The organism is Pseudomonas gingeri, assembly GCF_013385635.1.
Classification (GTDB): domain Bacteria; phylum Pseudomonadota; class Gammaproteobacteria; order Pseudomonadales; family Pseudomonadaceae; genus Aquipseudomonas; species Aquipseudomonas gingeri_A.
In genome coordinates this window covers 1-23,046 of record NZ_JACAPR010000016.1, presented here as the reverse complement: position 1 = coordinate 23,046, position 23,046 = coordinate 1, and the positions used below count along the sequence as shown (strand labels likewise).

The following is a 23,046-nucleotide window of genomic DNA, read 5'->3' as shown; positions in this document are numbered from 1 at the left end:
GAAGGGCTCACCCGGGGACAAAGATCAACGCAGGCCGCGTTGAGCGTCGTCCAGCTCACGGATGTACTTGAAGATTTTACGGCTGGAAGCCGGCGCCTTGTTCTGCGCAAGCTCGTGCCCCGCCTGGCGGATCAGGGAACGCAGTTGCTGGCGATCAGCTTCCGGGTATTCGCCGACGAATTTTTCCAGTACATCGTCGGTGCCTGCGATCAGGCGATCGCGCCAGCGTTCGAGATTGTGGAAACGTTCGTTGTATTGCCGGGTGGAGGCGTCGAGTTGATCGAGCAGAACCAGAATCGCGTCAGTGTCCTGGTCGCGCATCAGTCTACCGATGAACTGGATATGCCGTTTGCGCGCGATATTCGCGGTGTGCTTCGGCGCTTCGGCCAGGGCACGGCGCAAGCCGTCGGTCAGTGGCAGTTTTGCCACGAGGTCAGGCTTGAGTGTTGTCAGGCGCTCGCCGAGATCAACCAGAGCATGCAGCTCGCGTTTGACCTGGGTTTTGCTTTTCTCCCCATCGAGGGAGTCGTCGTAAGAATCAACCATGGTGGCAGTCCGCAAAGAAACGCCGCCATGATAACCAGTCGGGGGCCACTTGTCCGGCCCGGTCGCTCGAAGACCTTGACCGAAAGCTGAATTTGATTGGAGAGAACCATGAGTGCAGCACAAAGCGTCGGCCCGCAGGCTTTGCCGGCACTGCAGGAACAGGTCGAGCAGATTCTCGCCGAAGCCAAGCGCCAAGGCGCCAGTGCCTGTGAAGTGGCGGTGTCCCTGGAACAGGGACTGTCGACTTCGGTGCGCCAGCGGGAAGTGGAGACGGTCGAGTTCAATCGCGACCAGGGCTTTGGCATCACCCTGTATGTGGGACAGCGCAAGGGTTCGGCCAGCACCTCAGCCAGTGGCGCGGAGGCGATTCGGGAAACCGTCGCGGCTGCGCTGGCGATTGCCAGGCACACTTCCGAAGATGAGAGCTCGGGCCTGGCGGATGCCGCCCTGATGGCGAAGGAACTGAAGGATTTCGACCTGTTCCACGAGTGGGACATCACGCCGGAGCAGGCCATCGAGCGGGCGCTGATCTGTGAAGCGGCGGCGTTCGATGCCGACCCACGGATCAAGAATGCCGATGGCACCACGCTGACGACCGGTCAGGGCTGCCGTGTCTATGGCAACAGCCATGGCTTTATCGGCGGCTCCGCGTCGACCCGCCACAGCCTGAGCTGCGTGATGATCGCCGAAGGTGACGGGCAGATGCAGCGCGATTACTGGTATGACGTCAATCGCCAGGGCGAACTGCTGACCGACGCCGTGATCATCGGCCGGAAAGCCGCGCAACGGGCGGCCAGCCGCCTGGGCGCGCGACCGGTACCGACGTGTGAAGTGCCGGTGCTGTTTTCCGCGGAGCTGGCCGGTGGCCTGTTCGGCAATTTCCTCTCGGCGATTTCCGGCGGCAACCTGTACCGCAAGTCGTCGTTCCTCGAAGGCGCAATGGGGCAGCGGTTGTTCCCGGAATGGCTGACCCTCGATGAGCGCCCGCACCTGATGCGCGCCATGGGCAGTTCGGCATTCGACGGCGATGGTCTGGCGACCTACGCCAAACCGTTTGTCGAGAATGGCACCCTGGTGTCCTATGTCCTGGGCACGTATTCGGGGCGCAAGCTGGGCTTGCCGAGTACCGCCAACTCCGGTGGCGTGCACAATCTGTTTGTCACCCATGGTGTCGAGGACCAGGATGCCCTGATCCGCCGCATGGGGCGTGGCCTGCTGGTCACCGAACTGATGGGCCATGGCCTGAACATGGTCACCGGCGACTACTCCCGGGGCGCGGCGGGTTTCTGGGTCGAGAACGGCGAAATCCAGTTCCCGGTGCAGGAAGTGACCATTGCCGGCAACATGCGCGACATGTTCAAGCAGATCGTCGCCGTTGGCAGCGATCTTGAGCTGCGCAGCAATATCCGCACAGGCTCGGTGCTGATCGAGCGGATGACCGTAGCGGGTAGCTGATTTTCATTTTTCCCGTTGCACAAGAAGCGTGTCATCCCATTGGGTGACACGCTTTTTTTATGGTTGAACACAAAACCTGTGGGCAAGCCCACTCGCCACGAGTGTGTGCATTTATTGGCTTGTCTTGATTCTCAATATCATATAATAATAAATCTCATTATCGAATGAGCCTGGGTCATGAGTTCTGCCTTGCATGAGCAACCCTACCTGGAAAGCTGGCGCTGGATGAGTCGCCAGATCCGCTGCGCGTTGCTGCCGGATGAACCCCGGCTGATCGAGCACTACCTCGCCGAAGGCCGTTACCTGGCCTGTTGCACGGCCACCTCGTCCTGGACCATTGCCGAAACCGCCTTTCGCCTGTTGCTCGACACGGCCGCCGATACCGCGCTGCCCTGGCACTGGCGCTCGTTGTGTCTGGACCAAGCCTGGCGACCGCTGCGCGATCTGGAGCGCCAGGCGCTGTGCAACTGTCGGTTGCGCCGCTGGCAAAGCTTTGCCTGGCAGTTGGCGACCTGTTCGCTGCTGCCTTCCATTCCCCTGACTGAACTGGTGCAAGGATTTCCCGATGAGTAATACCCGTATCGAACGCGACAGCATGGGTGAACTGCAGGTGCCGGCCGAGGCCTTGTATGGTGCCCAGACCCAGCGCGCGGTGAACAACTTTCCCATCAGTCACCTGCGCATGCCGAGACAATTCATCCGTGCGCTGATCCTGGCCAAGGCGGCAGCGGCCCAGGCCAACGTCGAACTGAGGCAGTTGAGCGCGGCACAGGGCAAGGCCATCGTCGATGCCTGCCAGGGCCTGCTGGAAGGCGACTTCATGGCGCATTTCCCGGTGGATATCTACCAGACCGGTTCCGGCACCAGCTCCAACATGAATGCCAACGAAGTGATCGCGACCCTCGCCAGCCGTTTGCTCGGCGAGCCGGTCAACCCCAATGATCACGTCAACTGCGGACAAAGCAGCAACGACATCATCCCGACCACCATTCACGTCAGCGCCGCATTGGCGTTGCACGAGCAACTGCTGCCGGCGCTGGCGCACCTGGTGCAGGTCACCGAGGCCAAGGCCGAGCAGGTCCATTCGTTTATCAAGACCGGCCGCACCCACCTGATGGATGCCATGCCGGTGCGCCTGAGCCAGGTGCTCAACGGCTGGGCGGCGCAGCTCAAGGCCAATGTCGGGCATCTGCGGGACCTGCTGCCGAGCCTGCAAGCCCTGGCCCAGGGCGGCACGGCGGTCGGCACCGGGATCAACGCCCACCCGCAATTCGCCGAGCTGTTCAGCCGCCAGTTGAGTGCCTTGACCCGTGTGCAATTCACCCCGGGCCAGGACCTGTTTGCGCTGATCGGCTCCCAGGACACGGCCGTCGCGGTGTCCGGTCAGTTGAAGACCACCGCGGTGTCACTGATGAAGATCGCCAACGACCTGCGTTGGATGAACTCCGGTCCCCTGGCCGGCCTCGGTGAGATCGAACTGGAAGCCTTGCAGCCGGGATCATCGATCATGCCGGGCAAGGTCAACCCGGTGATCCCGGAAGCCACCGCGATGGTGGCCGCCCAGGTCATCGGTAACGACAGTGCGATCACCGTGGCCGGGCAGTCGGGCAACTTCGAACTGAACGTGATGCTGCCGATCATCGCGCAGAACCTGCTGAGCAGTATCGAACTGCTGGCGAACGTCAGCCGCCTGCTGGCCGACAAGGCCATCGCCAGCTTCAAGGTCAACGAGGCCAAGCTCAAGGAGGCGTTGTCGCGCAATCCGATCCTGGTCACTGCGCTCAACCCGATCATCGGCTACCAGAAGGCCGCCGAGATTGCCAAGAAGGCCTACCAGCAAGGCCGGCCGATCATTGATGTCGCGCTTGAACATACCGATCTGCCCCGCAGCCAACTGGAAACCCTGCTGGATCCGGAAAAGCTCACGGCCGGCGGCGTGTAACCCACTGCATTGCCTGGAGGTTCGTCATGGAACACTGGAAACGCACGATCGAAAGGGCCAACCGCTATTTCAACCTGGGCGAACTGGTCGACGCTCGCGAACATTACCTGCAGGCCCTGGCCCTGGCACAGGTGTTGTACGAGCGTTGGCCGGACGCGGAGGAGGCGGTGGCCGCCTGCGTGATTTCCCATCACAACCTGGCGGACTTGCACCTGCGGCTCAATCAGCCTGAAGAGAGCGTCGAGTACTTGTGCGCGATCCATCAGCGCCTGTTGCAGACCATGCAGGACACCCGCCTCGCGCCGCAGTTGCGCGAGGCGGCAATGCATCAGAGCAGCAAGACCTACGTCCAATTGCTCGCCTTTATCAGCGAACACGGCGAATACCCGCGCACCAGCCGCCTGCTCTACAGCCAGGCGGCTTCCTCGGGATCGACCTCGTCGCGTCATCAACATGGAGTTCATTGAAATGACCTACACCTTGCCTGCGCTGCCTTACAACTACGACGCCCTGGAACCGCATATCGATGCCAAGACCATGGAGATCCACCATACCAGGCACCATCAGACTTACATCACCAATCTCAATGCGGCTGTAGAAGGCTCGGAGTGGGCTGAGTGGTCGGTGGAAAAACTGGTGGCCGCGATCCAGCAACTGCCGGAAAAAATGCGTCCGGCGGTGATCAATCACGGCGGCGGCCATGCCAACCATTCGCTGTTCTGGGCAGTCATGAGTCCGTTGGGCGGTGGTGAGCCGGAAGCGGCGCTGGGCCAGGCCATCGACGAGCAACTGGGCGGTTTCGAGGCGTTCAAGGAGGCCTTCACCAAAGCGGCGCTGACGCGTTTCGGCAGTGGCTGGGCCTGGCTGAGCGTGACGCCGCAGAAAAAGCTGGTGGTTGAAAGCAGCGGTAACCAGGACAGTCCTCTGATGAACGGCAATACCCCGATCCTTGGCCTGGATGTCTGGGAACACGCTTATTACCTGCTGTACCAGAACCGTCGCCCGGAATACATCAACGCGTTCTACAACGTGATCAATTGGCCCGAGGTCGAACGGCGTTATCTCGCGGCACTGGCGTGAACCACATAACCAACAAGATCCAAAGCCGATGATGGGGACTGAAACCGTGGCAATGAGCAGAGGGCGACTATTTCGCTGCGGAGTCGGCTGGCTGTTGCTGCTGGCGGGGATGGTCTTGCTTGTTGTCCGGCTGCTGGGCTGGATGGGCGGGGTTTCGTAGGGGGAAATACGCCGCATTTATTTGATCGTTCCCACGCTCCGTGTGGGAATGCAGCCCTTGACGCTCCGCGTCACCGATCAGTCGAGACGCAGCTTAGCCGCCCTCGTCGAAATAGTTGTTGATCAGCGCGACCAGCGCTGCCATCGCCTCGTCTTCGTGTTCGCCTTCGGTCTTCATGTGGATCACGGTGCCCTTGCCGGCAGCCAGCATCATCATGGCCATGATGCTCTTGCCGTCGACCATGCTCTCGGGCGTACGACCAACCCGGATCTGGCAGGGGAACTGACCGGCAACGCCGACGAACTTGGCGGAAGCGCGGGCATGCAAACCCAGTTTGTTGATGATTTCAATTTCCAGAGCGGGCATCGCGAGGGTGATCCTTTCAGCTAAGGTCGCGGTGGCGGACCTGGACGTTCTTCAGGGATTGTTGCAGGACCTGGCCAAGACGTTCGGTCAGGTAGACGGAGCGGTGGTGTCCGCCGGTGCAACCAATGGCAATGGTGACATAAGCCCGGTTGCTGGCGGCGAAGCGTGGCAACCATTTGAGCAGGTAGCTGGAAATGTCCTGGAACATTTCCTCGACATCCGGTTGCGCGGCGAGGTACTCGGCCACCGGCCCGTCGAGCCCGGATTGCTCGCGCAGTTCGGGTTTCCAGTACGGGTTGGGCAGGCACCGTACGTCAAACACCAGGTCGGCGTCCACCGGCATGCCGCGCTTGAAGCCGAACGACTCGACGAGGAACGCGGTACCCGGTTCCGGCTGGTTCAGCAGGCGCAGCTTGATGGTGTCGCGTAGCTGGTACAGGTTGAGGTTGGTGGTGTTGACCTTGAGGTCGGCGAGGTCGGCAATCGGCCCCAGCAGGTTACTCTCGTCGCGTATGGCTTCGGCCAGCGAGCGATTGGCGCTGCTCAGGGGGTGACGACGGCGTGTTTCGGAAAAACGCTTGAGCAGGGTTTCCTCGTCGGCGTCCAGGTACAGCACGTCACACTGGATATGCCGGCCGCGGACTTCGTCCAGCAGCTCGGGAAAACGCGACAGGTGGCTGGGCAGGTTGCGTGCGTCAATGGAGACGGCGACCAGCGGTTGCGCCAGTTCGGTATGGATCAGCGCCCGTTCGGCCAGTTCCGGCAGCAGGCCGGCCGGCAGGTTGTCGATGCAGTAATAGCCGTTGTCCTCGAGGACATCGAGGGCGGTGCTTTTACCTGAGCCGGAGCGGCCGCTGACGATGATCAAGCGCATGATTACTGACCGTTCTGTACGTCCAGGACAACGTTATACAGCGCTTCATTGCTTGGCGCGCTACGCAGGCGGTCACGTACGTCCTTGCGATCGAGCATACTGGCGATCTGCCGAAGCAGTTCCAGGTGCGCATCGGTAGCGGCCTGCGGGACCAGCAGTACGAACAGCAGGTCGACCGGGGCGCCATCGATGGCGTCGAAATCGATGGGGGCGTCCAGGTGCATCAGTGCACTGATGGGCGACTCACAGCCTTTGAGCCGGCAGTGGGGAATGGCGATGCCGTTGCCAAAACCGGTCGAGCCGAGTTTTTCACGGGCAATCAGGCTCTCGTAGACATCCTGCATTTCCAGATCGGGCACTTCGCGGGCGACCAGGTTGGCAATTTGTTCGAGAGCACGTTTTTTACTGCCGCCCGGCACGTTCACCAGGGAACGGCCGGGGGTCAGGATGTTTTCAAGTCGAATCATGGGTGGGCGTTAGCGACCTGTGCCTTGGAGCAGGTGCAGGTTCTTTTCCTTATGCTTTTTCAGTTGGCGGTCCAGCTTGTCGGTAAGCAGGTCGATCGCGGCATACATGTCGTCATGTTCGGCGTTGGCGACCACCTCACCACCGTGAATGTGCAGAGTGGCTTCGATTTTCTGCTTCAGTTTTTCGACGGCCATTGTCACCTGTACGTTGGTGATCTTGTCGAAGTGGCGCTCTAATCGGTCGAGTTTCTCGCCGATGTAGGCACGCAGGGGTTCGGTCACTTCCAGTTGGTGTCCACTGATGTTGACTTGCATACAGCTTCTCCTTCGTTGCCAGTGCATAAAGCGGCAGGCGTATGCCTGCCACTGGAACGCTGTGGCACGCCCGGCGGTTACATCAACCGCTTCCGTTCGCTGGAAGGCGCGATCCCGAGGGACTCGCGGTACTTGGCGACGGTACGACGGGCGACCTGAATGCCTTGTGCCTCCAGTAAACCAGCGATCTTGCTGTCACTCAACGGCTTTTTCTGATTTTCCGCCGCAACCAGTTTCTTGATGATCGCGCGGATCGCCGTGGACGAGCATTCACCGCCTTCGGAGGTGCTGACATGGCTGGAGAAAAAGTATTTCAGCTCATAAATACCGCGGGGGGTATGCATGAATTTCTGCGTGGTGACCCGGGAAATCGTCGATTCGTGCATGCCCACGGCTTCGGCGATGTCATGCAGGACCAGCGGTTTCATCGCTTCATCGCCATATTCCAGGAAGCCGCGCTGGTGCTCGACGATCTGGGTGGCGACCTTCATCAGGGTTTCGTTGCGACTCTGCAGGCTCTTGATGAACCAGCGGGCTTCCTGCAACTGGTTACGCATGAAGGTGTTGTCGGCGCTGGTGTCGGCGCGGCGGACGAAACCGGCATATTGCGGGTTGACCCGCAGGCGTGGCACCGACTCCTGGTTCAGTTCCACCAGCCAGCGTTCGTTGTCCTTGCGCACGATGACGTCGGGCACCACGTATTCGGCTTCGGTGGACTCGATCTGCGAACCCGGGCGCGGGTTGAGGCTCTGCACCAGCTCGATGACCTGGCGCAGCTCGTCTTCCTTGAGCTTCATGCGGCGCATCAACTGGCTGTAGTCGCGGCTGCCCAGCAGGTCGATGTAGTCGCTGACCAGGCGTTGCGCTTCGCTCAGCCACGGGGTCTTGGCCGGCAGCTGGCGCAGTTGCAGCAGCAGGCATTCGCCGAGGTTGCGCGCGCCGATGCCGGCCGGCTCGAACTGCTGGATACGGTGCAGGACGGCTTCGATCTCGTCGAGCTCGATGTCCAGTTCCGGATCGAAGGCGTCGAGGATCTCCTCGAGGGTCTCGTCCAGGTAGCCCTGATTGTTGATGCAATCGATCAGGGTCACGGCGATCAGGCGGTCGGTGTCGGACATCGGTGCCAGGTTCAGTTGCCACAGCAGGTGGCTTTGCAGGCTCTCGCCGGCGGATGTGCGGGTGGTGAAGTCCCACTCGTCGTCATCGTTGCTGGGCAGGCTGCTGGCGCTGGTCTGGTAGACGTCTTCCCAGGCGGTGTCGACCGGGAGTTCGTTGGGAATGCGTTCGTTCCAGTCACCTTCCTCCAGGTTGTCGACCGTGGGCGCGGTTTCCTGGTAGGAAGTTTCCTGGACGTCGGTGTTGGGTTTCTGCTCGGCGTTGTCGGCCAGTGGATCGGCATTATCGAAGTCGTCGCCTTCTTCCTGGCGTTCGAGCATCGGATTGGATTCCAGGGCCTCCTGGATTTCCTGCTGAAGGTCCAGGGTCGACAATTGGAGCAGGCGGATGGCCTGTTGCAGCTGCGGTGTCATCGTCAGCTGCTGGCCCATTCTCAGGACTAGCGATGGTTTCATGGCAGGGGCTTAACACCTTATTTGCCGGCGCACATGCGCCATCCACTACAGGGCGCCGGAGCGCCAAACATAAGCAAATTATATGCCTGAAACCGGAGTGTTTGCCTAGAGCGCTGTAACAATAAAAGCATGTGACGCTTTATCGAATGTTCCGGCACTCAGGCAGGTCGTCAGACACCGTCGGGCTTACAGGCGGAACTCATGGCCCAGATAGACTTCCTTGACCAGCTCGTTGGCCAGGATGGTGGCCGAATCGCCTTCGGCGATCAGTTGCCCATCATTGACGATATAAGCGGTTTCGCAGATGTCCAGGGTCTCGCGGACGTTGTGGTCGGTGATCAGTACACCGATGCCCTTGGCCTTGAGGTGGTGGATGATCTGCTTGATATCGCCCACGGAAATCGGGTCGACACCGGCGAAGGGTTCGTCCAGCAGGATGAACTTCGGCGAGGTGGCCAGGGCGCGGGCGATTTCCACCCTGCGGCGCTCGCCACCGGACAGGCTCATGCCGAGGTTGTCGCGGATGTGGCTGATATGGAATTCCTGCAGCAGGCTTTCCAGCTCCTTGCGCCGGGCAGCCTTGTCGAGTTCCTTGCGGGTCTCGAGGATCGCCATGATGTTGTCGGCCACCGACAGCTTGCGGAAGATCGAGGCTTCCTGGGGCAGGTAGCCGATACCGGCGCGCGCACGGCCGTGCATCGGTTGGTGGCTGACGTCCTGGTCGTCGATCAGGACGCGGCCCTGATCGGCCTGGACCAGGCCGACGATCATGTAGAAGCAGGTGGTCTTGCCGGCGCCGTTGGGGCCAAGCAGGCCGACAATCTGGCCGCTTTCGATCGACAGGCTGACGTCACGCACCACCTGGCGACTCTTGTAGGCTTTGGCCAGATGCTGAGCTTTCAAAATTGCCATTACTGGGCCTTTTGCTCGTCAGTTTTCTTTTTCGGTTGGATAACCATGTCGATACGCGGCCGTGGCGTGGCGATCGGCGTGCCATTGGCGCGACCGGCGGTAGCCACCTGCTTCACCGTGTCGTAGACGATCTTCTCGCCTTCGGTGGTGTTGCCATCGTTGATCACCTTGGCCTGGTCGATCAGGACGATGCGGTTCTGCTGGGCATGGTACTGGATGGTCTTGCCGTAGCCCTTGACCGGCTGCGGGTCGGTGGCTTTCTGCTTCTGTTCGAAGTAGGCCAGGTTGCCCACGGAAGTCACCACGTCGATATCGCCCGAGGCGGTACGGGTGAGCGTCACGGTATTACCCTTAACGATCATCGAACCCTGAGTGATGATCACGTCGCCCTTGTAGGTGGCGATGCCTTGCTTGTCATCCAGTTGAGCGTCGTCGGCTTGAATGCGGATGGGCTGCTCGCTGTCGTTCGGCAGAGCCCAGGCGCTCACGCTTCCCAGTGCTGCGCCCAGGCTGAGCAAAATCGGGAGGGTTTTAACGAGACTCATACTGTCCTCTTACGTTCGATAGCAGGTGCATCCTGCTTTCTTCCAAATAGGCTTTCATGCCTGTGCCCGTGGTCACGCCGTTGGGGCCGTCGATTCTAACGGCTTGCTCGGTCTGCGCATATTGCTTCTGCGGGAATACTGTCATTCGGCTACTGGTGATGATGATATTGCGCTTCTTCTCGTCGGTGCGCGCGACGCGAACCGAGTCGATCAGTTCGACCTGGGTGCCGTCCGGATTGACCTCGGCGCGCTCGCTCTGGACATGCCAGGGGAAGGCCGTACCGCGATAGAGCTGCAGGTCGGGCTTGGTCACCAGGGTCACGTCGGATACCTTGAGGTGCTCGACCTTGTCGCCGGTCATGTCGTACTGCACCTTGCCGTCGGGCATGTACTGGATACTGTGGGCGTTGATCGCATAGTAGTCGACGAGCGTATTGTCGACCGGCGCGGTCGTCTGCTCCAGGAAACGTTCCGGACTGATGTTCCAGTAGCCGACGGCCGCGAACAGGGCGGCAATCACTGCGAACAGCACAATATTGCGAATTTTCTTGCTCAGCATAAATAGCTCTACAGGTAGGCGGCGTGTGCCGCTTCAAGGCTGTCCTGGGCGCGCAGGATCAGCTCGCAGAATTCGCGGGCGGCACCTTCGCCACCACGGGCCTGGGTAATGCCGTGGGCGTGCTCGCGGACGAAACCCGCGGCGTTGGCCACGGCCATGCCCAGCCCGACGCGACGGATCACCGGCAGGTCCGGCAGGTCGTCGCCCAGATAGGCAACCTGTTCATAGCTTAGGCCGAGTTGGGCCAGCAGGGCGTCCAGCACCACCAGTTTGTCTTCGCGACCCTGGAATACGTGCGGGATACCGAGGTTCCTGGCGCGCCGCTCGACCAATGCAGTCTTGCGGCCGCTGATAATAGCGGTTTGCACGCCCGCGGCCATCAGCATCTTGATGCCCTGGCCGTCCAGGGTGCTGAACGACTTGAATTCGGTGCCGTCTTCGAGGAAGTACAGGCGACCGTCGGTCAGTACGCCATCGACGTCGAAGACCGCCAGCTTGATGTGCTTGCCGCGTTGCAGCAGATCGGTGCTCATTTACATCACTCCCGCGCGCAGCAAGTCGTGCATGTTCAAGGCGCCCACCGGGCGATCCTCGTCATCGACCACCACCAGTGCGTTGATTTTATGGTCTTCCATGATCTTCAGGGCTTCGGCGGCGAGCATCTCGGCCCGTGCGGTCTTGCCGTGAGGGGTCATGACGTCTTCGATCAGGGCGCTGTGGATATCGATGGTGCGATCCAGGGTGCGGCGCAAGTCGCCGTCGGTAAAGATCCCGGCGAGGCGGCCATCGGCTTCCACGACCACGGTCATGCCCAGGCCTTTGCGAGTCATTTCCATTAGTGCGTTTTTTAGCAGCGTGCCACGCAGGACCCGTGGCAGCTCGTCGCCGGCATGCATGACATTTTCCACTTTCAGCAACAGGCGACGGCCCAGGGCGCCACCCGGGTGGGAAAAGGCGAAGTCTTCGGCGGTGAAACCACGGGCTTCCAGCAGGGCGACGGCGAGGGCATCGCCCATCACCAGCGCGGCGGTGGTCGATGACGTGGGCGCCAGGTTCAGCGGGCAGGCCTCATGCTCGACATGCACGTTCAGGTTGACCTCGGCGGCCTTGGCCAGCGGCGAGTCCGGGTTGCCGGTCAGGCTGATCAACTGGATGCCCAGGCGCTTGATCAGCGGCAGCAAGGTCACGATTTCCGCGGTCGAGCCGGAATTCGACAGCGCCAGGATGATGTCATCCCGGGTGATCATGCCCATGTCGCCGTGGCTGGCTTCCGCCGGATGGACAAAAAAAGCCGTGGTGCCGGTGCTGGCCAGGGTCGCGGCGATCTTGTTGCCGATATGCCCGGACTTGCCCATGCCGACCACGACCACGCGGCCTTTGCTGGCCAGAATCATCTCGCAAGCGCGTACGAAATCTGCGTCGATATGGGCCAACAAGCCTTCTACGGCTTCTACTTCGAGGCGGATGGTGCGTTGTGCCGATTGAATCAGGTCGCTGGATTGGCTCATGTCAGAAATCGTATTAGCCTGATGAAAAGGCGCGATTATAGCGGCAATGAACGATTCCCTCACGCTTGATCGTTGCGCTTTGCTCATTGAGTGTAGGACCCTGCTGTCAGTTTTCACCCTGCAGTGTGTCAAAACCGGCTGTACCTATCCTGAACAAGCACGGCTTCGGCCTTGGGCGCCTCGTATCAGCAATGATATAGTTCGCGACCAGTTCGGCCCGCTCAGGAAGTGCGCGCCTCTTTTACAGAGGCCTGGTGTCCGAGTCAGAGGCTGCATCGCAAGGAGTTTAGATGAGCGCCGATAACGCCTACGCGGTCGAGCTGAAGGGTGTCACCTTCAAGCGCGGCGCGCGCAGCATCTTCAATAATGTCGATATTCGCATTCCGCGGGGCAAGGTCACCGGTATCATGGGACCCTCCGGATGTGGCAAGACCACCCTGTTGCGGTTGATGGGTGCCCAATTGCGCCCGAGCAGCGGCGAGGTGTGGGTCAACGGCCAGAACCTTCCGACGTTATCCCGCGGCGACCTGTTCGACGCCCGCAAGCATATGGGCGTCCTGTTCCAGAGCGGCGCGCTGTTCACCGATCTCGATGTCTTCGAAAACGTCGCCTTTCCGCTGCGGGTCCACACCGAGCTGCCGGAAGAGATGATCCGCGACATCGTCCTGCTCAAGCTGCAGGCAGTCGGCCTGCGCGGTGCGGTCGACCTGATGCCCGATGAGCTGTCCGGCGGCATGAAGCGTCGCGTGGCGCTGGCGCGGGCGATTGCCCTCGATCCGCAGATACTCATGTACGACGAGCCTTTCGTGGGCCAGGACCCGATCGCCATGGGCGTGCTGGTGCGCCTGATCCGCCTGCTCAACGATGCGCTGGGGATTACCAGCATCGTCGTTTCCCATGACCTGGCGGAAACCGCGAGCATCGCCGACTACCTCTATGTGGTGGGCGACGGCCAGGTGCTGGGGCAGGGTACGCCCGAAGAGTTGATGAACGCCGATAACCCGCGTATCCGCCAGTTCATGACCGGCGATCCGGACGGGCCCGTGCCGTTCCATTATCCGGCGTCGGATTACCGCGCAGACCTGTTGGGGAAGCGCTGATGCGCAAGAAATCATTAATCGAGAGAATTCGCCTGTTCGGCCGTTCGGGCATCGATGTGCTCGCGGTGCTCGGGCGTTCGACGCTGTTTCTGTTTCATGTGCTGTTCGGTCGTGGCGGGATCGGTGGCGGCTTCGGCCTGCTGGTCAAGCAACTGCATTCGGTCGGGGTGATGTCCCTGGTGATCATCGTCGTGTCCGGGGTGTTCATCGGCATGGTGCTGGCGCTGCAGGGCTTCAATATCCTCTCCAGCTACGGTTCCGAGCAGGCGGTGGGGCAGATGGTCGCCCTGACGTTGCTGCGTGAACTGGGGCCGGTGGTGACCGCCCTGCTGTTCGCCGGTCGCGCCGGTTCGGCGTTGACCGCGGAAATCGGCAACATGAAATCCACCGAGCAGCTTTCCAGCCTGGAGATGATCGGCGTCGATCCACTCAAGTATATTGTCGCGCCACGGCTGTGGGCCGGCTTCATTTCCCTGCCGCTGCTGGCGATGATCTTCAGTGTGGTCGGGATCTGGGGCGGTTCGTGGGTGGCGGTGGACTGGCTGGGTGTCTACGACGGTTCGTACTGGGCCAATATGCAGAACAGCGTGACCTTCAGTGGTGACGTGCTGAACGGAATTATCAAAAGTATCGTGTTCGCCTTCGTGGTGACCTGGATTGCCGTGTTTCAAGGCTACGACTGTGAACCCACTTCAGAAGGGATCAGCCGAGCCACGACCAAGACCGTGGTCTATGCCTCCCTGGCAGTCCTCGGCCTGGACTTTATTCTGACCGCCTTGATGTTTGGAGATTTCTGATGCAAAACCGCACCCTGGAAATCGGTGTCGGCCTTTTCTTGCTGGCTGGCATCCTGGCTTTGCTGTTGCTGGCGTTGCGGGTCAGTGGACTGTCCCCGACGGCGAATACCGAAACCTATAAACTTTACGCCTACTTCGACAATATCGCCGGTTTGACTGTCAGAGCTAAAGTGACCATGGCCGGTGTAACCATCGGCAAGGTCACGGCGATCGATCTGGACCGCGACAGTTTCACCGGCCGGGTGACCATGCAAGTCGAAAAACGCGTGAACAACCTGCCGACTGACTCCACCGCGTCTATCCTCACCGCGGGCTTGCTCGGTGAGAAGTACATCGGTATCAGCGTGGGCGGGGAGGACACCCTGCTCAAGGATGGTGGAACCATTCATGACACCCAGTCGTCGCTGGTACTGGAAGATCTGATCGGTAAATTCTTGCTCAATACCGTTAATAAAGACGCCAAATGAGGAGTTTTTCCATGATCTCTACCTTGCGCCGTAGCCTGCTGGTGTTGCTCGCGGCGCTGCCGCTGATGGGCAATGCCATGGCGGCGCCGTCTGCCCACGACCTGGTGCAGGACACCACCAACCGCATGTTGGCCGACCTGTCGGCGAACAAGGAAAAGTACAAGCAGAACCCGTCGGACTTCTACAACTCGCTGAACACCATCGTCGGCCCGGTGGTGGATGCCGAAGGCATTTCCAAGAGCATCATGACGGTCAAGTACTCGCGCAAGGCAACGCCCGAGCAGATGACTCGCTTCCAGGAGAACTTCAAGCGCGGGCTGTTCCAGTTCTACGGCAACGCCTTGCTGGAATACAACAACCAGGGCATCACCGTCGATGCGCCGAAGGATGAGTCGGGCGACCGGACCAGCGTCGGCATGACCGTCAAGGGCAACAACGGCGCGGTCTACCCGGTGTCCTACACCCTTGAGAAGATCAACGGTGAATGGAAACTGCGCAACGTGATCATCAACGGCATCAACATCGGCAAGCTGTTCCGTGACCAGTTCGCCGATGCCATGCAGCGCAACGGCAACAACCTGGACAAGACCATTGACGGCTGGGCGGGTGAAGTGGAGAAGGCCAAGGCCGAGTCCGAGAAGAACCCGCAGAAGGATAGCGGCGGTGAGTGAGGCCAGCGTTCGCCTCGGCGAGCCGGGTGAATTGCACCTGGCGGGTGTGCTCGACTACAGCACCGGCCCGGCCTTGCGCAAGCAGGGCCAGGCGTTGATCAAGGCCAGCGAGGCGCTGGCCCTGGTGGTTGACTGTTCGGCCGTGGAGAAGTCCAGCAGCGTCGGCCTGGCCCTGCTGCTGGCGTTCATGCGGGACGCGGCGCAGGATGGCAAGTCGTTGAGCATCCGTGCGATGCCCCTGGACATGCGTGAAATCGCCGAAGTTTCCGAGTTGACGGAGCTGTTGGCCGTCCATTGATTGCCTCAAACAGACAAGCCCCCCGTCAGAGTCCTGCAATGCGGGGTTCGCAGGCGCGGGGCTTTTTTGTATGATGGCCGACCCGCGCGCGTTGGGCGCCGATCGAGGTTGAGCATGCAGGCCACCGAAGTAAAGAGTTTCCTTGAAGAAAAACTGGCGGACACTCTTCCACATATACAGGTTGAAGTTGAGGGCGAAGGCTGCAACTTTCAGCTGAATCTGATCAGCGACGAACTGGTGGCCCTGAGCCCGGTGAAGCGTCAGCAGAGCGTTTATGCCCATTTGAACCCGTGGATCGCCGATGGCAGCATCCATGCGGTCACTATGAAATTTTTCAGCCGCGCGGCCTGGGCCGAGCGCACCTGAGCCTCAATTGGCGTCGAGATTCCTATGGATAAACTGATTATTACTGGCGGCGTTCGTCTTGATGGCGAAATCCGCATCTCCGGGGCAAAGAACTCTGCCCTGCCGATCCTGGCCGCCACCCTGCTGTGCGATGGCCCGGTCACCGTGGCCAACCTGCCGCACCTGCACGACATCACTACCATGATCGAGCTGTTCGGACGCATGGGCATCGAGCCTGTGATCGACGAAAAGCTCTCCGTGGAAATCGATCCGCGCACCATCAAGACCCTGGTGGCACCGTACGAGCTGGTGAAAACCATGCGAGCGTCGATCCTCGTGCTGGGTCCGATGGTTGCCCGTTTCGGTGAGGCCGAAGTCGCCCTGCCTGGCGGTTGCGCCATCGGCTCGCGTCCGGTCGACCTGCACATCCGCGGCCTCGAAGCCATGGGCGCGGTGATCGACGTCGAAGGCGGCTACATCAAGGCCAAGGCGCCGGAAGGCGGCCTGCGCGGGGCGAACTTCTTCTTCGATACCGTCTCCGTGACCGGTACCGAGAACATCATGATGGCCGCGGCCCTGGCCCGTGGTCGCAGCGTGCTGCAGAACGCCGCGCGCGAGCCGGAAGTGGTCGACCTGGCGAACTTCCTGATCGCCATGGGCGCGAAGATCTCCGGCGCCGGTTCCGACACCATCACCATCGATGGCGTCGAGCGCCTGCATTCGGCGACCTACAAGGTCATGCCGGACCGTATCGAGACCGGCACCTACCTGGTGGCCGCTGCCGTCACCGGCGGCCGGGTCAAGGTCAAGGACACCGATCCGACCATCCTCGAAGCGGTCCTGGAAAAACTCAAGGAGTCCGGCGCGGTGATCACCACCGGCGAAGACTGGATCGAGTTGAACATGCACGGCAAGCGGCCGAAGGCGGTCAACGTGCGCACCGCGCCGTACCCGGCGTTCCCGACCGACATGCAGGCCCAGTTCATCTCCCTCAACGCCATTGCCGAAGGCACTGGCGCGGTGATCGAGACGATCTTCGAAAACCGTTTCATGCACGTGTACGAACTGCACCGCATGGGCGCCAAGATCCAGGTCGAAGGCAATACCGCGATCGTCACCGGCACCGAGACCCTCAAGGGCGCTCCGGTCATGGCGACCGACCTGCGGGCTTCGGCCAGCCTGGTGATTTCGGCGCTGGCCGCCGAAGGCGACACGCTGATCGACCGCATCTACCATATCGACCGTGGCTACGAGTGCATCGAAGAGAAACTGCAGATGCTCGGTGCCAAAATCCGTCGCGTTCCGGGCTAGTCCCACACGGCCCTGTCGGGCCGATTGCGGGTGATGGATTGACACGGCCCTGGCGGGCCGACTGCTGGTGATGGACTGGCACCGTCCTTGTAGGAGCCGGCTTGCCGGCGATAGCGGTTTATCGGGCGACAAGCATGTCGGCTGCCAGATCGCAATCGCCGGCAAGCCGGCTCCCACGGGACGTGGATATGTCTGTTAGAGTGTTGCTATATCCTGATTTAAGGACCTAGGTTTTCCCATGCTGACCATTGCACTGTCCAAGGGCCGCATCCTCGACGATACCCTGCCGCTGCTCGCGGAAGCGGGTATCGTGCCGACCGAGAATCCGGACAAGAGCCGCAAGCTGATCATTCCGACGACCCAGGCCGACGTGCGCCTGCTGATCGTTCGCGCGACCGATGTGCCGACCTATGTCGAGCATGGTGCCGCCGATCTCGGTGTCGCCGGCAAGGATGTGCTGATGGAATACGGCGGCCAGGGCCTGTACGAGCCGCTGGACCTGCAGATTGCCCAATGCAAGCTGATGACCGCCGGCGCCATCGGCGCGGTGGAGCCCAAGGGCCGCCTGCGCGTGGCCACCAAGTTCGTCAATGTCGCCAAGCGCTACTACGCCGAGCAGGGTCGTCAGGTCGATATCATCAAGCTGTACGGTTCGATGGAGCTGGCGCCGCTGATCGGCCTGGCCGACAAGATCATCGACGTCGTCGACACCGGCAACACCCTGCGGGCCAACGGCCTGGAGCCCCAGGAGCTGATCGCGACCATCAGTTCCCGCCTGGTGGTGAACAAGGCATCGATGAAAATGCAGCACGCCCGCATCCAGTCCCTGATCGACACCCTGCGCAAGGCAGTGGAGTCGCGACACCGCAGCTGATTCACATGCGCGGCCTTGAGTCGCGCCCATCTATCCGTGTCATAGCCAGAATTCTCAGGTGCCCACGCGGATGGCTTGGTAGGTTGTGGCGTGCTGACGCTCAATATCGAACGTCAGCGCGTCCCTGGCGCCTGAGATTTGCTGTTCCCAAGCATTCGCCAATTATTGAGGCCCTCGCTATGACTACGTCTACCGCTATTCGCCGACTCAACGCTGCCGACCCGGATTTCGCCCATCATCTGGATCATCTGCTGAGCTGGGAAAGCGTGTCCGACGACTCGGTCAACCAGCGGGTGCTGGACATCATCAAGGCAGTGCGCGAGCGCGGCGATGCCGCGGTGGTCGAGTTCACCCAGCGCTTCGACGGCCTGGAAGTCGCCTCGATGGCCGACCTGATCCTGCCGCGCGAGCGCCTGGAGCTGGCCCTGACCCGGATCACCGCGCCCCAGCGCGAAGCGCTGGAAAAGGCCGCCGAGCGCGTGCGCAGCTACCACGAGAAGCAGAAGCAGGACTCCTGGAGCTACACCGAAGCCGATGGCACCGTGCTGGGCCAGAAGGTCACGCCGCTGGATCGCGCCGGTCTGTATGTCCCTGGCGGCAAGGCGTCCTACCCGTCGTCGGTACTGATGAACGCGATTCCGGCCAAGGTGGCCGGTGTCACCGAGGTGGTGATGGTGGTGCCGACCCCGCGTGGCGAGATCAACGAACTGGTACTGGCGGCGGCCTGTGTTGCCGGCGTCGACCGCGTGTTCACCATCGGTGGCGCGCAAGCGGTCGCCGCTTTGGCCTATGGCACTGAAAGCGTGCCGAAGGTCGACAAGGTCGTCGGTCCGGGCAATATCTACGTGGCGACCGCCAAGCGCCATGTGTTCGGCCAGGTCGGTATCGACATGATCGCCGGTCCGTCGGAGATCCTCGTGGTCTGCGACGGCCAGACCGATCCGGACTGGATCGCCATGGACCTGTTCTCCCAGGCCGAGCACGACGAAGACGCCCAGGCGATCCTGGTCAGCCCGGATGCCGCGTTCCTCGATCAGGTCGCGGCGAGCATCGCCAGGCTGCTGCCGACCATGGAGCGGGCCGCCATCATCGAAACCTCGATCAACGGTCGCGGTGCGCTGATCCAGGTACGCGACATGCAGCAGGCGATCGAGGTGGTCAACCGCATCGCGCCGGAGCACCTGGAGCTGTCGGTCGCCGACCCGCAGGCCTGGTTGCCGCAGATCCGCCACGCCGGTGCGATCTTCATGGGCCGCCACACCAGCGAAGCCCTGGGCGATTATTGCGCCGGTCCCAACCACGTCCTGCCGACGTCGGGTACCGCGCGCTTCTCGTCGCCGCTGGGGGTGTATGACTTCCAGAAGCGTTCGTCGATCATCTTCTGCTCCGAGCAGGGCGCGTCCGAACTGGGCAAGACCGCTTCGGTGCTGGCCCGTGGCGAGTCCTTGACCGCCCACGCCCGCAGCGCGGAATACCGGATCGTCGCCGATGACAACAAACAGGGGAAACAGGCATGAGCAAGTTCTGGAGCAAATTCGTCAAGGACCTGGTGCCCTATGTGCCGGGTGAGCAACCGAAGCTGACCAGGCTGGTCAAGCTCAACACCAATGAAAACCCCTACGGGCCGTCACCCAAGGCCCTGGCGGCGATGAAGGCCGAGGTCAACGACAACCTGCGCCTGTACCCGGACCCCAACGGCGACCTGCTCAAGCACGCCGTGGCCGAGTACTACGGGGTGCAGACCAACCAGGTGTTCCTCGGCAACGGTTCCGACGAAGTCCTGGCGCACATCTTCCACGGCCTGTTCCAGCAGGATAAGCCGCTGTTGTTCCCGGATATCAGCTACAGCTTCTATCCGGTCTACTGTGGCCTGTACGGCATCGACTTCGCCGCGCTGCCGCTGGATGAGCAGTTCCAGATCCGCGTCGCCGACTATGCCCGGCCCAATGGCGGGATCATCTTCCCCAACCCGAATGCGCCGACCGGCTGCCTGCTGGCGTTGGAAGCGGTCGAGCGGATCCTCAAGGCCAGCCCCGATTCGGTGGTGGTGGTTGATGAGGCCTACATCGATTTCGGCGGCGAAACGGCCATCGGCCTGGTTGACCGTTACCCGAACCTGCTGGTGACCCAGACCCTGTCCAAGTCACGCTCCCTGGCGGGCCTGCGGGTCGGGCTGGCGGTAGGGCATCCGGACCTGGTGGAAGCCCTGGAGCGGATCAAGAACAGCTTCAACTCCTATCCGCTGGACCGCATGGCGATTGCCGGCGCGGCGGCGGCGTTCGAAGACCGGGAGTATTTCCGGGAGACCTGCAACAAGGTCATCGCCAGCCGCGAGTGGCTGGTAGCGCAGTTGCAGGCCAAGGGCTTCGACGTATTGCCGTCGGCGGCGAACTTCATCTTCGCCCGGCACCCGCAGCACGATGCAGCGGCGCTGGCGGCCAAGGTGCGTGAGCAAGGGGTGATCGTTCGTCACTTCAAGCAGGAGCGCATTGCGCAGTTCCTGCGGATCACCATCGGTGCCCCGGAGCAGAACCAGGCACTGATCGACGCGCTGGGCGATCTCTGACGGTCGATCTGACGCCCAACGCGGTCTTGTGGTGAGCGGGCAAGCCCGCTCGCCACGAGTCCCGGCCAGACTTGAACTCGGTTCTGAGCCGGCTCACCGGGCCAGACGCTGCTCCTGCGATGTTGCCTTATTCTTCTTCCTGCGGTGGCGTCTGCTGTGGCGGACGCAGGCCGATTTCCGCAGTCAGCTTCAACTCCTTGCCATTGCGCAGCACCTGGATCGCCACCTTGTCGGTCGGTTTGATCCGCGCCACCTGGTTCATCGAGCGACGACCATCATTGGCCGGCTCGCCGTTGATGCTCAGGATCACGTCACCCAGTTGCAGGCCGGCCTTCTGTGCCGGACCGTCACGGAAAATCCCCGCGACCACGATCCCTGGACGCCCGCTCAAGCCGAACGACTCGGCCAGTTCCTGGGTCAAGGGCTGCACTTCGATACCCAGCCAGCCGCGAATTACCTGGCCGTGCTCGATGATCGCCTTCATCACCTCGACCGCCAGATTGATCGGAATGGCAAAGCCGATGCCTTGCGAGCCGCCGGACTTGGAAAAGATCGCGGTGTTGATCCCGGTCAGATTGCCGTTGGCGTCCACCAGCGCACCGCCGGAGTTGCCGGGGTTGATGGCGGCGTCGGTCTGGATGAAATCTTCGTAGTTGTTCAGGCCCAACTGGTTGCGGCCGGTAGCGCTGATGATGCCCATGGTGGTGGTCTGGCCGACCCCGAACGGGTTGCCGATGGCCAGGGCGATATCGCCGATGCGGATCTTGTCCGAGCGGCCGATGGTGATCGAGGGCAGGTTCGGCAGATCGATCTTGAGCACCGCGAGGTCGGTCTCCGGGTCGCTGCCGATCACCCGTGCCAGGGTTTCGCGACCGTCCTTGAGGGCCACGACTATCTGGTCGGCGCCAGAGGTCACGTGGTTGTTGGTCAGCAGGTAGCCGGTCGAACTCATGATCACCGCCGAGCCCAGACTCGACTCCATGCGTTTCTGCTTGGGCAGGTTATCGCCGAAAAAACGCCGGAATTGCGGGTCCTCGAACAAGGGATGGCTGTTCTTGTTGACCATTTTCGTGGTGTACAGGTTGGCGACCGCCGGGGCCGCGAGGTCCACCGCGTCGGCGTAGGACACCGGGCCCTGCTGGATTGTCGCGGTCTGCGGGGCTTGCTGCAGGTTCACATCCAGGTCCGGTAGCCCGACCCACTGTGGGTAACGCTGAATAATCAGCAAAGCGATCAGCACGCCGGCCAGCAGCGGCCAGCCAAAAAAACGCAGAGCCTTGAGCATTGAGCAAGTCCTGGGAGGTTGCAGGCCATGTCGGACGGCCCATAATGTCGCGCATTATACGAGGCTGCGAGCGCCTCTGAACGGGATATTCAGGAGTTTTTATGGCCGTTGCACTAAGTACCCTGGTGGAGGAGGCGGACCGCTTCCTCGGCAGTTCGCGAATTGCCGATTATTGCCCCAATGGCCTGCAGGTCGAAGGTCGGCCACAGGTCACGCGCATCATCAGCGGGGTCACCGCCAGCCAGGCGCTGCTCGACGCGGCGGTGGAGGCCGGAGCCGACCTGATCCTGGTGCATCACGGTTATTTCTGGAAGGGCGAGGACCCGTGTGTGGTGGGCATGAAGCAGCGCCGGCTGAAAACCCTGCTCAAGCACGATATCAGTCTCCTGGCCTATCATCTGCCGCTGGACCTGCATGCGGAGGTGGGCAACAACGTGCAACTGGCCCGCCAGTTGGATATCACCGTCGAAGGTCCGCTGGATCCCGATAACCCGAAGATCGTTGGCCTGGTGGGCTCCCTGAACGAGCCGATGACTCCGCGGGATTTTGCTCGCAAGGTCCAGGATGCCCTGGGACGCGAGCCACTGCTGATCGAAGGCAGCGAGATGATCCGACGGGTCGGCTGGTGCACCGGTGGCGGCCAGGGTTATATCGACCAGGCGGTACTGGCCGGAGTCGACTTGTACCTGAGCGGCGAGGCCTCCGAGCAGACCTTCCACAGTGCCCGGGAAAACGACATCAGCTTTATCGCCGCCGGTCATCATGCCACCGAGCGTTATGGTGTCCAGGCCCTGGGCGACTACCTGGCGCGGCGGTTTGCCCTGGAGCACCTGTTCATCGATTGCCCGAACCCCATTTAGCAGGCACAACAACAATCCCCTGTAGGAGCCGGCTTGCCGGCGATGGCGTCCGCTCAAGCGATGCATGGCTTGTGGTCCTCATCGCTGGCAAGTTGAACTGGCCTAATGATTCTGGACACCTCAATCGGGCGCTATGATGGCGCTCAAATCTGAGGCGTCTATGGAAATGCGT

28 protein-coding genes are annotated in these 23,046 nt (G+C 61.5%); 16 read left to right on the top strand and 12 right to left on the bottom strand.

Annotation, left to right across the window (positions count from 1 at the left end):
- Nucleotides 1–24: 24 nt before the first annotated feature.
- Nucleotides 25–546 (bottom strand): ribosome biogenesis factor YjgA, encoded by a 522-nt coding sequence (yjgA, locus tag HX851_RS44255; RefSeq protein WP_177056247.1) that lies wholly within the window; start codon nucleotides 544–546, stop codon nucleotides 25–27.
- 108 nt (nucleotides 547–654) lie between these two features.
- On the opposite strand from yjgA, the gene pmbA reads away from it, so the two are divergent.
- From pmbA to HX851_RS44230, 5 genes are all read left to right on the top strand, one after another.
- On the top strand, nucleotides 655–2,001 hold the full coding sequence (gene pmbA / locus HX851_RS44250) for a metalloprotease PmbA (protein WP_177056246.1): 1,347 nt from the start codon (nucleotides 655–657) through the stop codon (nucleotides 1,999–2,001).
- 177 nt (nucleotides 2,002–2,178) lie between these two features.
- On the top strand, nucleotides 2,179–2,574 hold the full coding sequence (locus HX851_RS44245) for a FagA protein (RefSeq protein ID WP_177056245.1): 396 nt from the start codon (nucleotides 2,179–2,181) through the stop codon (nucleotides 2,572–2,574).
- Entirely contained in the window at nucleotides 2,567–3,943 is a 1,377-nt protein-coding gene (locus HX851_RS44240) for a class II fumarate hydratase (RefSeq protein ID WP_177065987.1), read from the top strand. The genes HX851_RS44245 and HX851_RS44240 overlap by 8 nt, the downstream gene beginning before the upstream one ends.
- 26 nt (nucleotides 3,944–3,969) lie before the next feature.
- Nucleotides 3,970–4,410: a DUF2753 family protein gene (locus HX851_RS44235; RefSeq protein ID WP_177056243.1), complete on the top strand. Its 441-nt coding sequence runs from the start codon at nucleotides 3,970–3,972 to the stop codon at nucleotides 4,408–4,410.
- Between the two features lies 1 nt (nucleotide 4,411).
- Nucleotides 4,412–5,023, top strand: coding sequence for a superoxide dismutase (locus HX851_RS44230; RefSeq protein WP_177056242.1), 612 nt, complete (start codon nucleotides 4,412–4,414; stop codon nucleotides 5,021–5,023).
- Nucleotides 5,024–5,276: 253 nt separating this feature from the next.
- Here the strand turns inward: HX851_RS44230 and HX851_RS44220 are convergent, their stop codons facing one another.
- The 10 genes from HX851_RS44220 to HX851_RS44175 form a co-directional block, all read right to left on the bottom strand.
- Nucleotides 5,277–5,549, bottom strand: a complete 273-nt coding sequence (locus tag HX851_RS44220; RefSeq protein ID WP_177056241.1) for an HPr family phosphocarrier protein — start codon at nucleotides 5,547–5,549, stop codon at nucleotides 5,277–5,279.
- Nucleotides 5,550–5,565: 16 nt separating this feature from the next.
- On the bottom strand, nucleotides 5,566–6,423 hold the full coding sequence (gene rapZ / locus HX851_RS44215; protein ID WP_017126533.1) for an RNase adapter RapZ: 858 nt from the start codon (nucleotides 6,421–6,423) through the stop codon (nucleotides 5,566–5,568).
- Between the two features lie 2 nt (nucleotides 6,424–6,425).
- On the bottom strand, nucleotides 6,426–6,890 hold the full coding sequence (gene ptsN / locus HX851_RS44210) for a PTS IIA-like nitrogen regulatory protein PtsN (RefSeq protein ID WP_177056240.1): 465 nt from the start codon (nucleotides 6,888–6,890) through the stop codon (nucleotides 6,426–6,428).
- Between the two features lie 9 nt (nucleotides 6,891–6,899).
- A complete protein-coding gene (gene hpf, locus HX851_RS44205; protein WP_017126531.1) occupies nucleotides 6,900–7,205 on the bottom strand; it encodes a ribosome hibernation-promoting factor, HPF/YfiA family in 306 nt (101 codons plus the stop codon).
- A 77-nt stretch (nucleotides 7,206–7,282) separates the two neighbouring features.
- Nucleotides 7,283–8,776, bottom strand: coding sequence for an RNA polymerase factor sigma-54 (locus HX851_RS44200; protein ID WP_177056239.1), 1,494 nt, complete (start codon nucleotides 8,774–8,776; stop codon nucleotides 7,283–7,285).
- Between the two features lie 186 nt (nucleotides 8,777–8,962).
- On the bottom strand, nucleotides 8,963–9,688 hold the full coding sequence (gene lptB / locus HX851_RS44195) for an LPS export ABC transporter ATP-binding protein (RefSeq protein WP_177056238.1): 726 nt from the start codon (nucleotides 9,686–9,688) through the stop codon (nucleotides 8,963–8,965).
- Complete coding sequence (gene lptA, locus HX851_RS44190; protein WP_177065986.1) at nucleotides 9,688–10,233, bottom strand: lipopolysaccharide transport periplasmic protein LptA; 546 nt, start codon at nucleotides 10,231–10,233, stop codon at nucleotides 9,688–9,690. The genes lptB and lptA overlap by 1 nt, the downstream gene beginning before the upstream one ends.
- The gene (gene lptC / locus HX851_RS44185; RefSeq protein ID WP_177056236.1) at nucleotides 10,220–10,792 is read right to left on the bottom strand and encodes an LPS export ABC transporter periplasmic protein LptC; all 573 of its coding nucleotides are present in this window, start codon (nucleotides 10,790–10,792) and stop codon (nucleotides 10,220–10,222) included. The genes lptA and lptC overlap by 14 nt, the downstream gene beginning before the upstream one ends.
- Before the next feature lie 8 nt (nucleotides 10,793–10,800).
- The gene (locus HX851_RS44180; RefSeq protein ID WP_177056235.1) at nucleotides 10,801–11,325 is read right to left on the bottom strand and encodes a KdsC family phosphatase; all 525 of its coding nucleotides are present in this window, start codon (nucleotides 11,323–11,325) and stop codon (nucleotides 10,801–10,803) included.
- A complete protein-coding gene (locus HX851_RS44175) occupies nucleotides 11,326–12,300 on the bottom strand; it encodes a KpsF/GutQ family sugar-phosphate isomerase (RefSeq protein ID WP_177065985.1) in 975 nt (324 codons plus the stop codon). It lies immediately after the preceding gene.
- A 290-nt stretch (nucleotides 12,301–12,590) separates the two neighbouring features.
- Here HX851_RS44175 and HX851_RS44170 point away from each other — a divergent pair, with 290 nt between their 5' ends.
- The 10 genes from HX851_RS44170 to hisC all read left to right on the top strand — a co-directional run bounded on the left by HX851_RS44170 (nucleotide 12,591) and on the right by hisC (nucleotide 20,729).
- Nucleotides 12,591–13,400 carry an ATP-binding cassette domain-containing protein gene (locus HX851_RS44170; RefSeq protein WP_017126524.1) on the top strand — a complete coding sequence of 270 codons (810 nt, stop codon included), beginning with the start codon at nucleotides 12,591–12,593 and terminating at the stop codon, nucleotides 13,398–13,400.
- Nucleotides 13,400–14,197, top strand: a complete 798-nt coding sequence (mlaE, locus tag HX851_RS44165; protein ID WP_177056234.1) for a lipid asymmetry maintenance ABC transporter permease subunit MlaE — start codon at nucleotides 13,400–13,402, stop codon at nucleotides 14,195–14,197. The genes HX851_RS44170 and mlaE overlap by 1 nt, the downstream gene beginning before the upstream one ends.
- Nucleotides 14,197–14,664, top strand: coding sequence for an outer membrane lipid asymmetry maintenance protein MlaD (gene mlaD / locus HX851_RS44160; RefSeq protein ID WP_017126522.1), 468 nt, complete (start codon nucleotides 14,197–14,199; stop codon nucleotides 14,662–14,664). Before mlaE ends, mlaD begins: the two co-directional genes overlap by 1 nt.
- An 11-nt stretch (nucleotides 14,665–14,675) precedes the next feature.
- Nucleotides 14,676–15,335 carry an MlaC/ttg2D family ABC transporter substrate-binding protein gene (locus HX851_RS44155; protein ID WP_177056233.1) on the top strand — a complete coding sequence of 220 codons (660 nt, stop codon included), beginning with the start codon at nucleotides 14,676–14,678 and terminating at the stop codon, nucleotides 15,333–15,335.
- Entirely contained in the window at nucleotides 15,328–15,633 is a 306-nt protein-coding gene (locus HX851_RS44150) for an STAS domain-containing protein (RefSeq protein WP_177065984.1), read from the top strand. The genes HX851_RS44155 and HX851_RS44150 overlap by 8 nt, the downstream gene beginning before the upstream one ends.
- A gap of 114 nt (nucleotides 15,634–15,747) precedes the next feature.
- A complete protein-coding gene (locus tag HX851_RS44145) occupies nucleotides 15,748–15,999 on the top strand; it encodes a BolA family protein (protein WP_177056231.1) in 252 nt (83 codons plus the stop codon).
- A 24-nt stretch (nucleotides 16,000–16,023) separates the two neighbouring features.
- Nucleotides 16,024–17,289 (top strand): UDP-N-acetylglucosamine 1-carboxyvinyltransferase, encoded by a 1,266-nt coding sequence (gene murA, locus HX851_RS44140; protein ID WP_177056230.1) that lies wholly within the window; start codon nucleotides 16,024–16,026, stop codon nucleotides 17,287–17,289.
- 238 nt (nucleotides 17,290–17,527) lie between these two features.
- Nucleotides 17,528–18,163 (top strand): ATP phosphoribosyltransferase, encoded by a 636-nt coding sequence (hisG, locus tag HX851_RS44135; RefSeq protein ID WP_017126517.1) that lies wholly within the window; start codon nucleotides 17,528–17,530, stop codon nucleotides 18,161–18,163.
- Between the two features lie 179 nt (nucleotides 18,164–18,342).
- Nucleotides 18,343–19,680: a histidinol dehydrogenase gene (hisD, locus tag HX851_RS44130; RefSeq protein WP_177065983.1), complete on the top strand. Its 1,338-nt coding sequence runs from the start codon at nucleotides 18,343–18,345 to the stop codon at nucleotides 19,678–19,680.
- Nucleotides 19,677–20,729, top strand: a complete 1,053-nt coding sequence (hisC, locus tag HX851_RS44125) for a histidinol-phosphate transaminase (RefSeq protein WP_177065982.1) — start codon at nucleotides 19,677–19,679, stop codon at nucleotides 20,727–20,729. The genes hisD and hisC overlap by 4 nt, the downstream gene beginning before the upstream one ends.
- Before the next feature lie 127 nt (nucleotides 20,730–20,856).
- On the opposite strand, the gene algW is transcribed toward hisC, so the two are convergent.
- Entirely contained in the window at nucleotides 20,857–22,014 is a 1,158-nt protein-coding gene (gene algW / locus HX851_RS44120; RefSeq protein ID WP_177056227.1) for a Do family serine endopeptidase AlgW, read from the bottom strand.
- A 101-nt stretch (nucleotides 22,015–22,115) separates the two neighbouring features.
- Here algW and HX851_RS44115 point away from each other — a divergent pair, with 101 nt between their 5' ends.
- Nucleotides 22,116–22,874 carry a Nif3-like dinuclear metal center hexameric protein gene (locus HX851_RS44115; RefSeq protein ID WP_177056226.1) on the top strand — a complete coding sequence of 253 codons (759 nt, stop codon included), beginning with the start codon at nucleotides 22,116–22,118 and terminating at the stop codon, nucleotides 22,872–22,874.
- The last annotated feature ends 172 nt before the right edge of the window (nucleotides 22,875–23,046 follow it).

What these genes read in the sequence shown, in the direction of transcription:
- HX851_RS44175 (WP_177065985.1), bottom strand. Translation starts at nt 12,300, where the DNA reads ATGAGCCAATCCAGCGACCTGATTCAATCGGCACAACGCACCATCCGC.
- HX851_RS44245 (WP_177056245.1), top strand. Translation starts at nt 2,179, where the DNA reads ATGAGTTCTGCCTTGCATGAGCAACCCTACCTGGAAAGCTGGCGCTGG.
- lptB (WP_177056238.1), bottom strand. Translation starts at nt 9,688, where the DNA reads ATGGCAATTTTGAAAGCTCAGCATCTGGCCAAAGCCTACAAGAGTCGC.
- lptA (WP_177065986.1), bottom strand. Translation starts at nt 10,233, where the DNA reads ATGAGTCTCGTTAAAACCCTCCCGATTTTGCTCAGCCTGGGCGCAGCA.
- lptC (WP_177056236.1), bottom strand. Translation starts at nt 10,792, where the DNA reads ATGCTGAGCAAGAAAATTCGCAATATTGTGCTGTTCGCAGTGATTGCC.
- HX851_RS44235 (WP_177056243.1), top strand. Translation starts at nt 3,970, where the DNA reads ATGGAACACTGGAAACGCACGATCGAAAGGGCCAACCGCTATTTCAAC.
- mlaD (WP_017126522.1), top strand. Translation starts at nt 14,197, where the DNA reads ATGCAAAACCGCACCCTGGAAATCGGTGTCGGCCTTTTCTTGCTGGCT.
- rapZ (WP_017126533.1), bottom strand. Translation starts at nt 6,423, where the DNA reads ATGCGCTTGATCATCGTCAGCGGCCGCTCCGGCTCAGGTAAAAGCACC.
- HX851_RS44240 (WP_177065987.1), top strand. Translation starts at nt 2,567, where the DNA reads ATGAGTAATACCCGTATCGAACGCGACAGCATGGGTGAACTGCAGGTG.
- HX851_RS44220 (WP_177056241.1), bottom strand. Translation starts at nt 5,549, where the DNA reads ATGCCCGCTCTGGAAATTGAAATCATCAACAAACTGGGTTTGCATGCC.
- yjgA (WP_177056247.1), bottom strand. Translation starts at nt 546, where the DNA reads ATGGTTGATTCTTACGACGACTCCCTCGATGGGGAGAAAAGCAAAACC.
- hpf (WP_017126531.1), bottom strand. Translation starts at nt 7,205, where the DNA reads ATGCAAGTCAACATCAGTGGACACCAACTGGAAGTGACCGAACCCCTG.
- HX851_RS44230 (WP_177056242.1), top strand. Translation starts at nt 4,412, where the DNA reads ATGACCTACACCTTGCCTGCGCTGCCTTACAACTACGACGCCCTGGAA.
- HX851_RS44170 (WP_017126524.1), top strand. Translation starts at nt 12,591, where the DNA reads ATGAGCGCCGATAACGCCTACGCGGTCGAGCTGAAGGGTGTCACCTTC.
- algW (WP_177056227.1), bottom strand. Translation starts at nt 22,014, where the DNA reads ATGCTCAAGGCTCTGCGTTTTTTTGGCTGGCCGCTGCTGGCCGGCGTG.
- HX851_RS44145 (WP_177056231.1), top strand. Translation starts at nt 15,748, where the DNA reads ATGCAGGCCACCGAAGTAAAGAGTTTCCTTGAAGAAAAACTGGCGGAC.
- murA (WP_177056230.1), top strand. Translation starts at nt 16,024, where the DNA reads ATGGATAAACTGATTATTACTGGCGGCGTTCGTCTTGATGGCGAAATC.
- HX851_RS44200 (WP_177056239.1), bottom strand. Translation starts at nt 8,776, where the DNA reads ATGAAACCATCGCTAGTCCTGAGAATGGGCCAGCAGCTGACGATGACA.
- HX851_RS44180 (WP_177056235.1), bottom strand. Translation starts at nt 11,325, where the DNA reads ATGAGCACCGATCTGCTGCAACGCGGCAAGCACATCAAGCTGGCGGTC.
- HX851_RS44155 (WP_177056233.1), top strand. Translation starts at nt 14,676, where the DNA reads ATGATCTCTACCTTGCGCCGTAGCCTGCTGGTGTTGCTCGCGGCGCTG.
- mlaE (WP_177056234.1), top strand. Translation starts at nt 13,400, where the DNA reads ATGCGCAAGAAATCATTAATCGAGAGAATTCGCCTGTTCGGCCGTTCG.
- hisG (WP_017126517.1), top strand. Translation starts at nt 17,528, where the DNA reads ATGCTGACCATTGCACTGTCCAAGGGCCGCATCCTCGACGATACCCTG.
- pmbA (WP_177056246.1), top strand. Translation starts at nt 655, where the DNA reads ATGAGTGCAGCACAAAGCGTCGGCCCGCAGGCTTTGCCGGCACTGCAG.
- ptsN (WP_177056240.1), bottom strand. Translation starts at nt 6,890, where the DNA reads ATGATTCGACTTGAAAACATCCTGACCCCCGGCCGTTCCCTGGTGAAC.
- hisC (WP_177065982.1), top strand. Translation starts at nt 19,677, where the DNA reads ATGAGCAAGTTCTGGAGCAAATTCGTCAAGGACCTGGTGCCCTATGTG.
- hisD (WP_177065983.1), top strand. Translation starts at nt 18,343, where the DNA reads ATGACTACGTCTACCGCTATTCGCCGACTCAACGCTGCCGACCCGGAT.
- HX851_RS44115 (WP_177056226.1), top strand. Translation starts at nt 22,116, where the DNA reads ATGGCCGTTGCACTAAGTACCCTGGTGGAGGAGGCGGACCGCTTCCTC.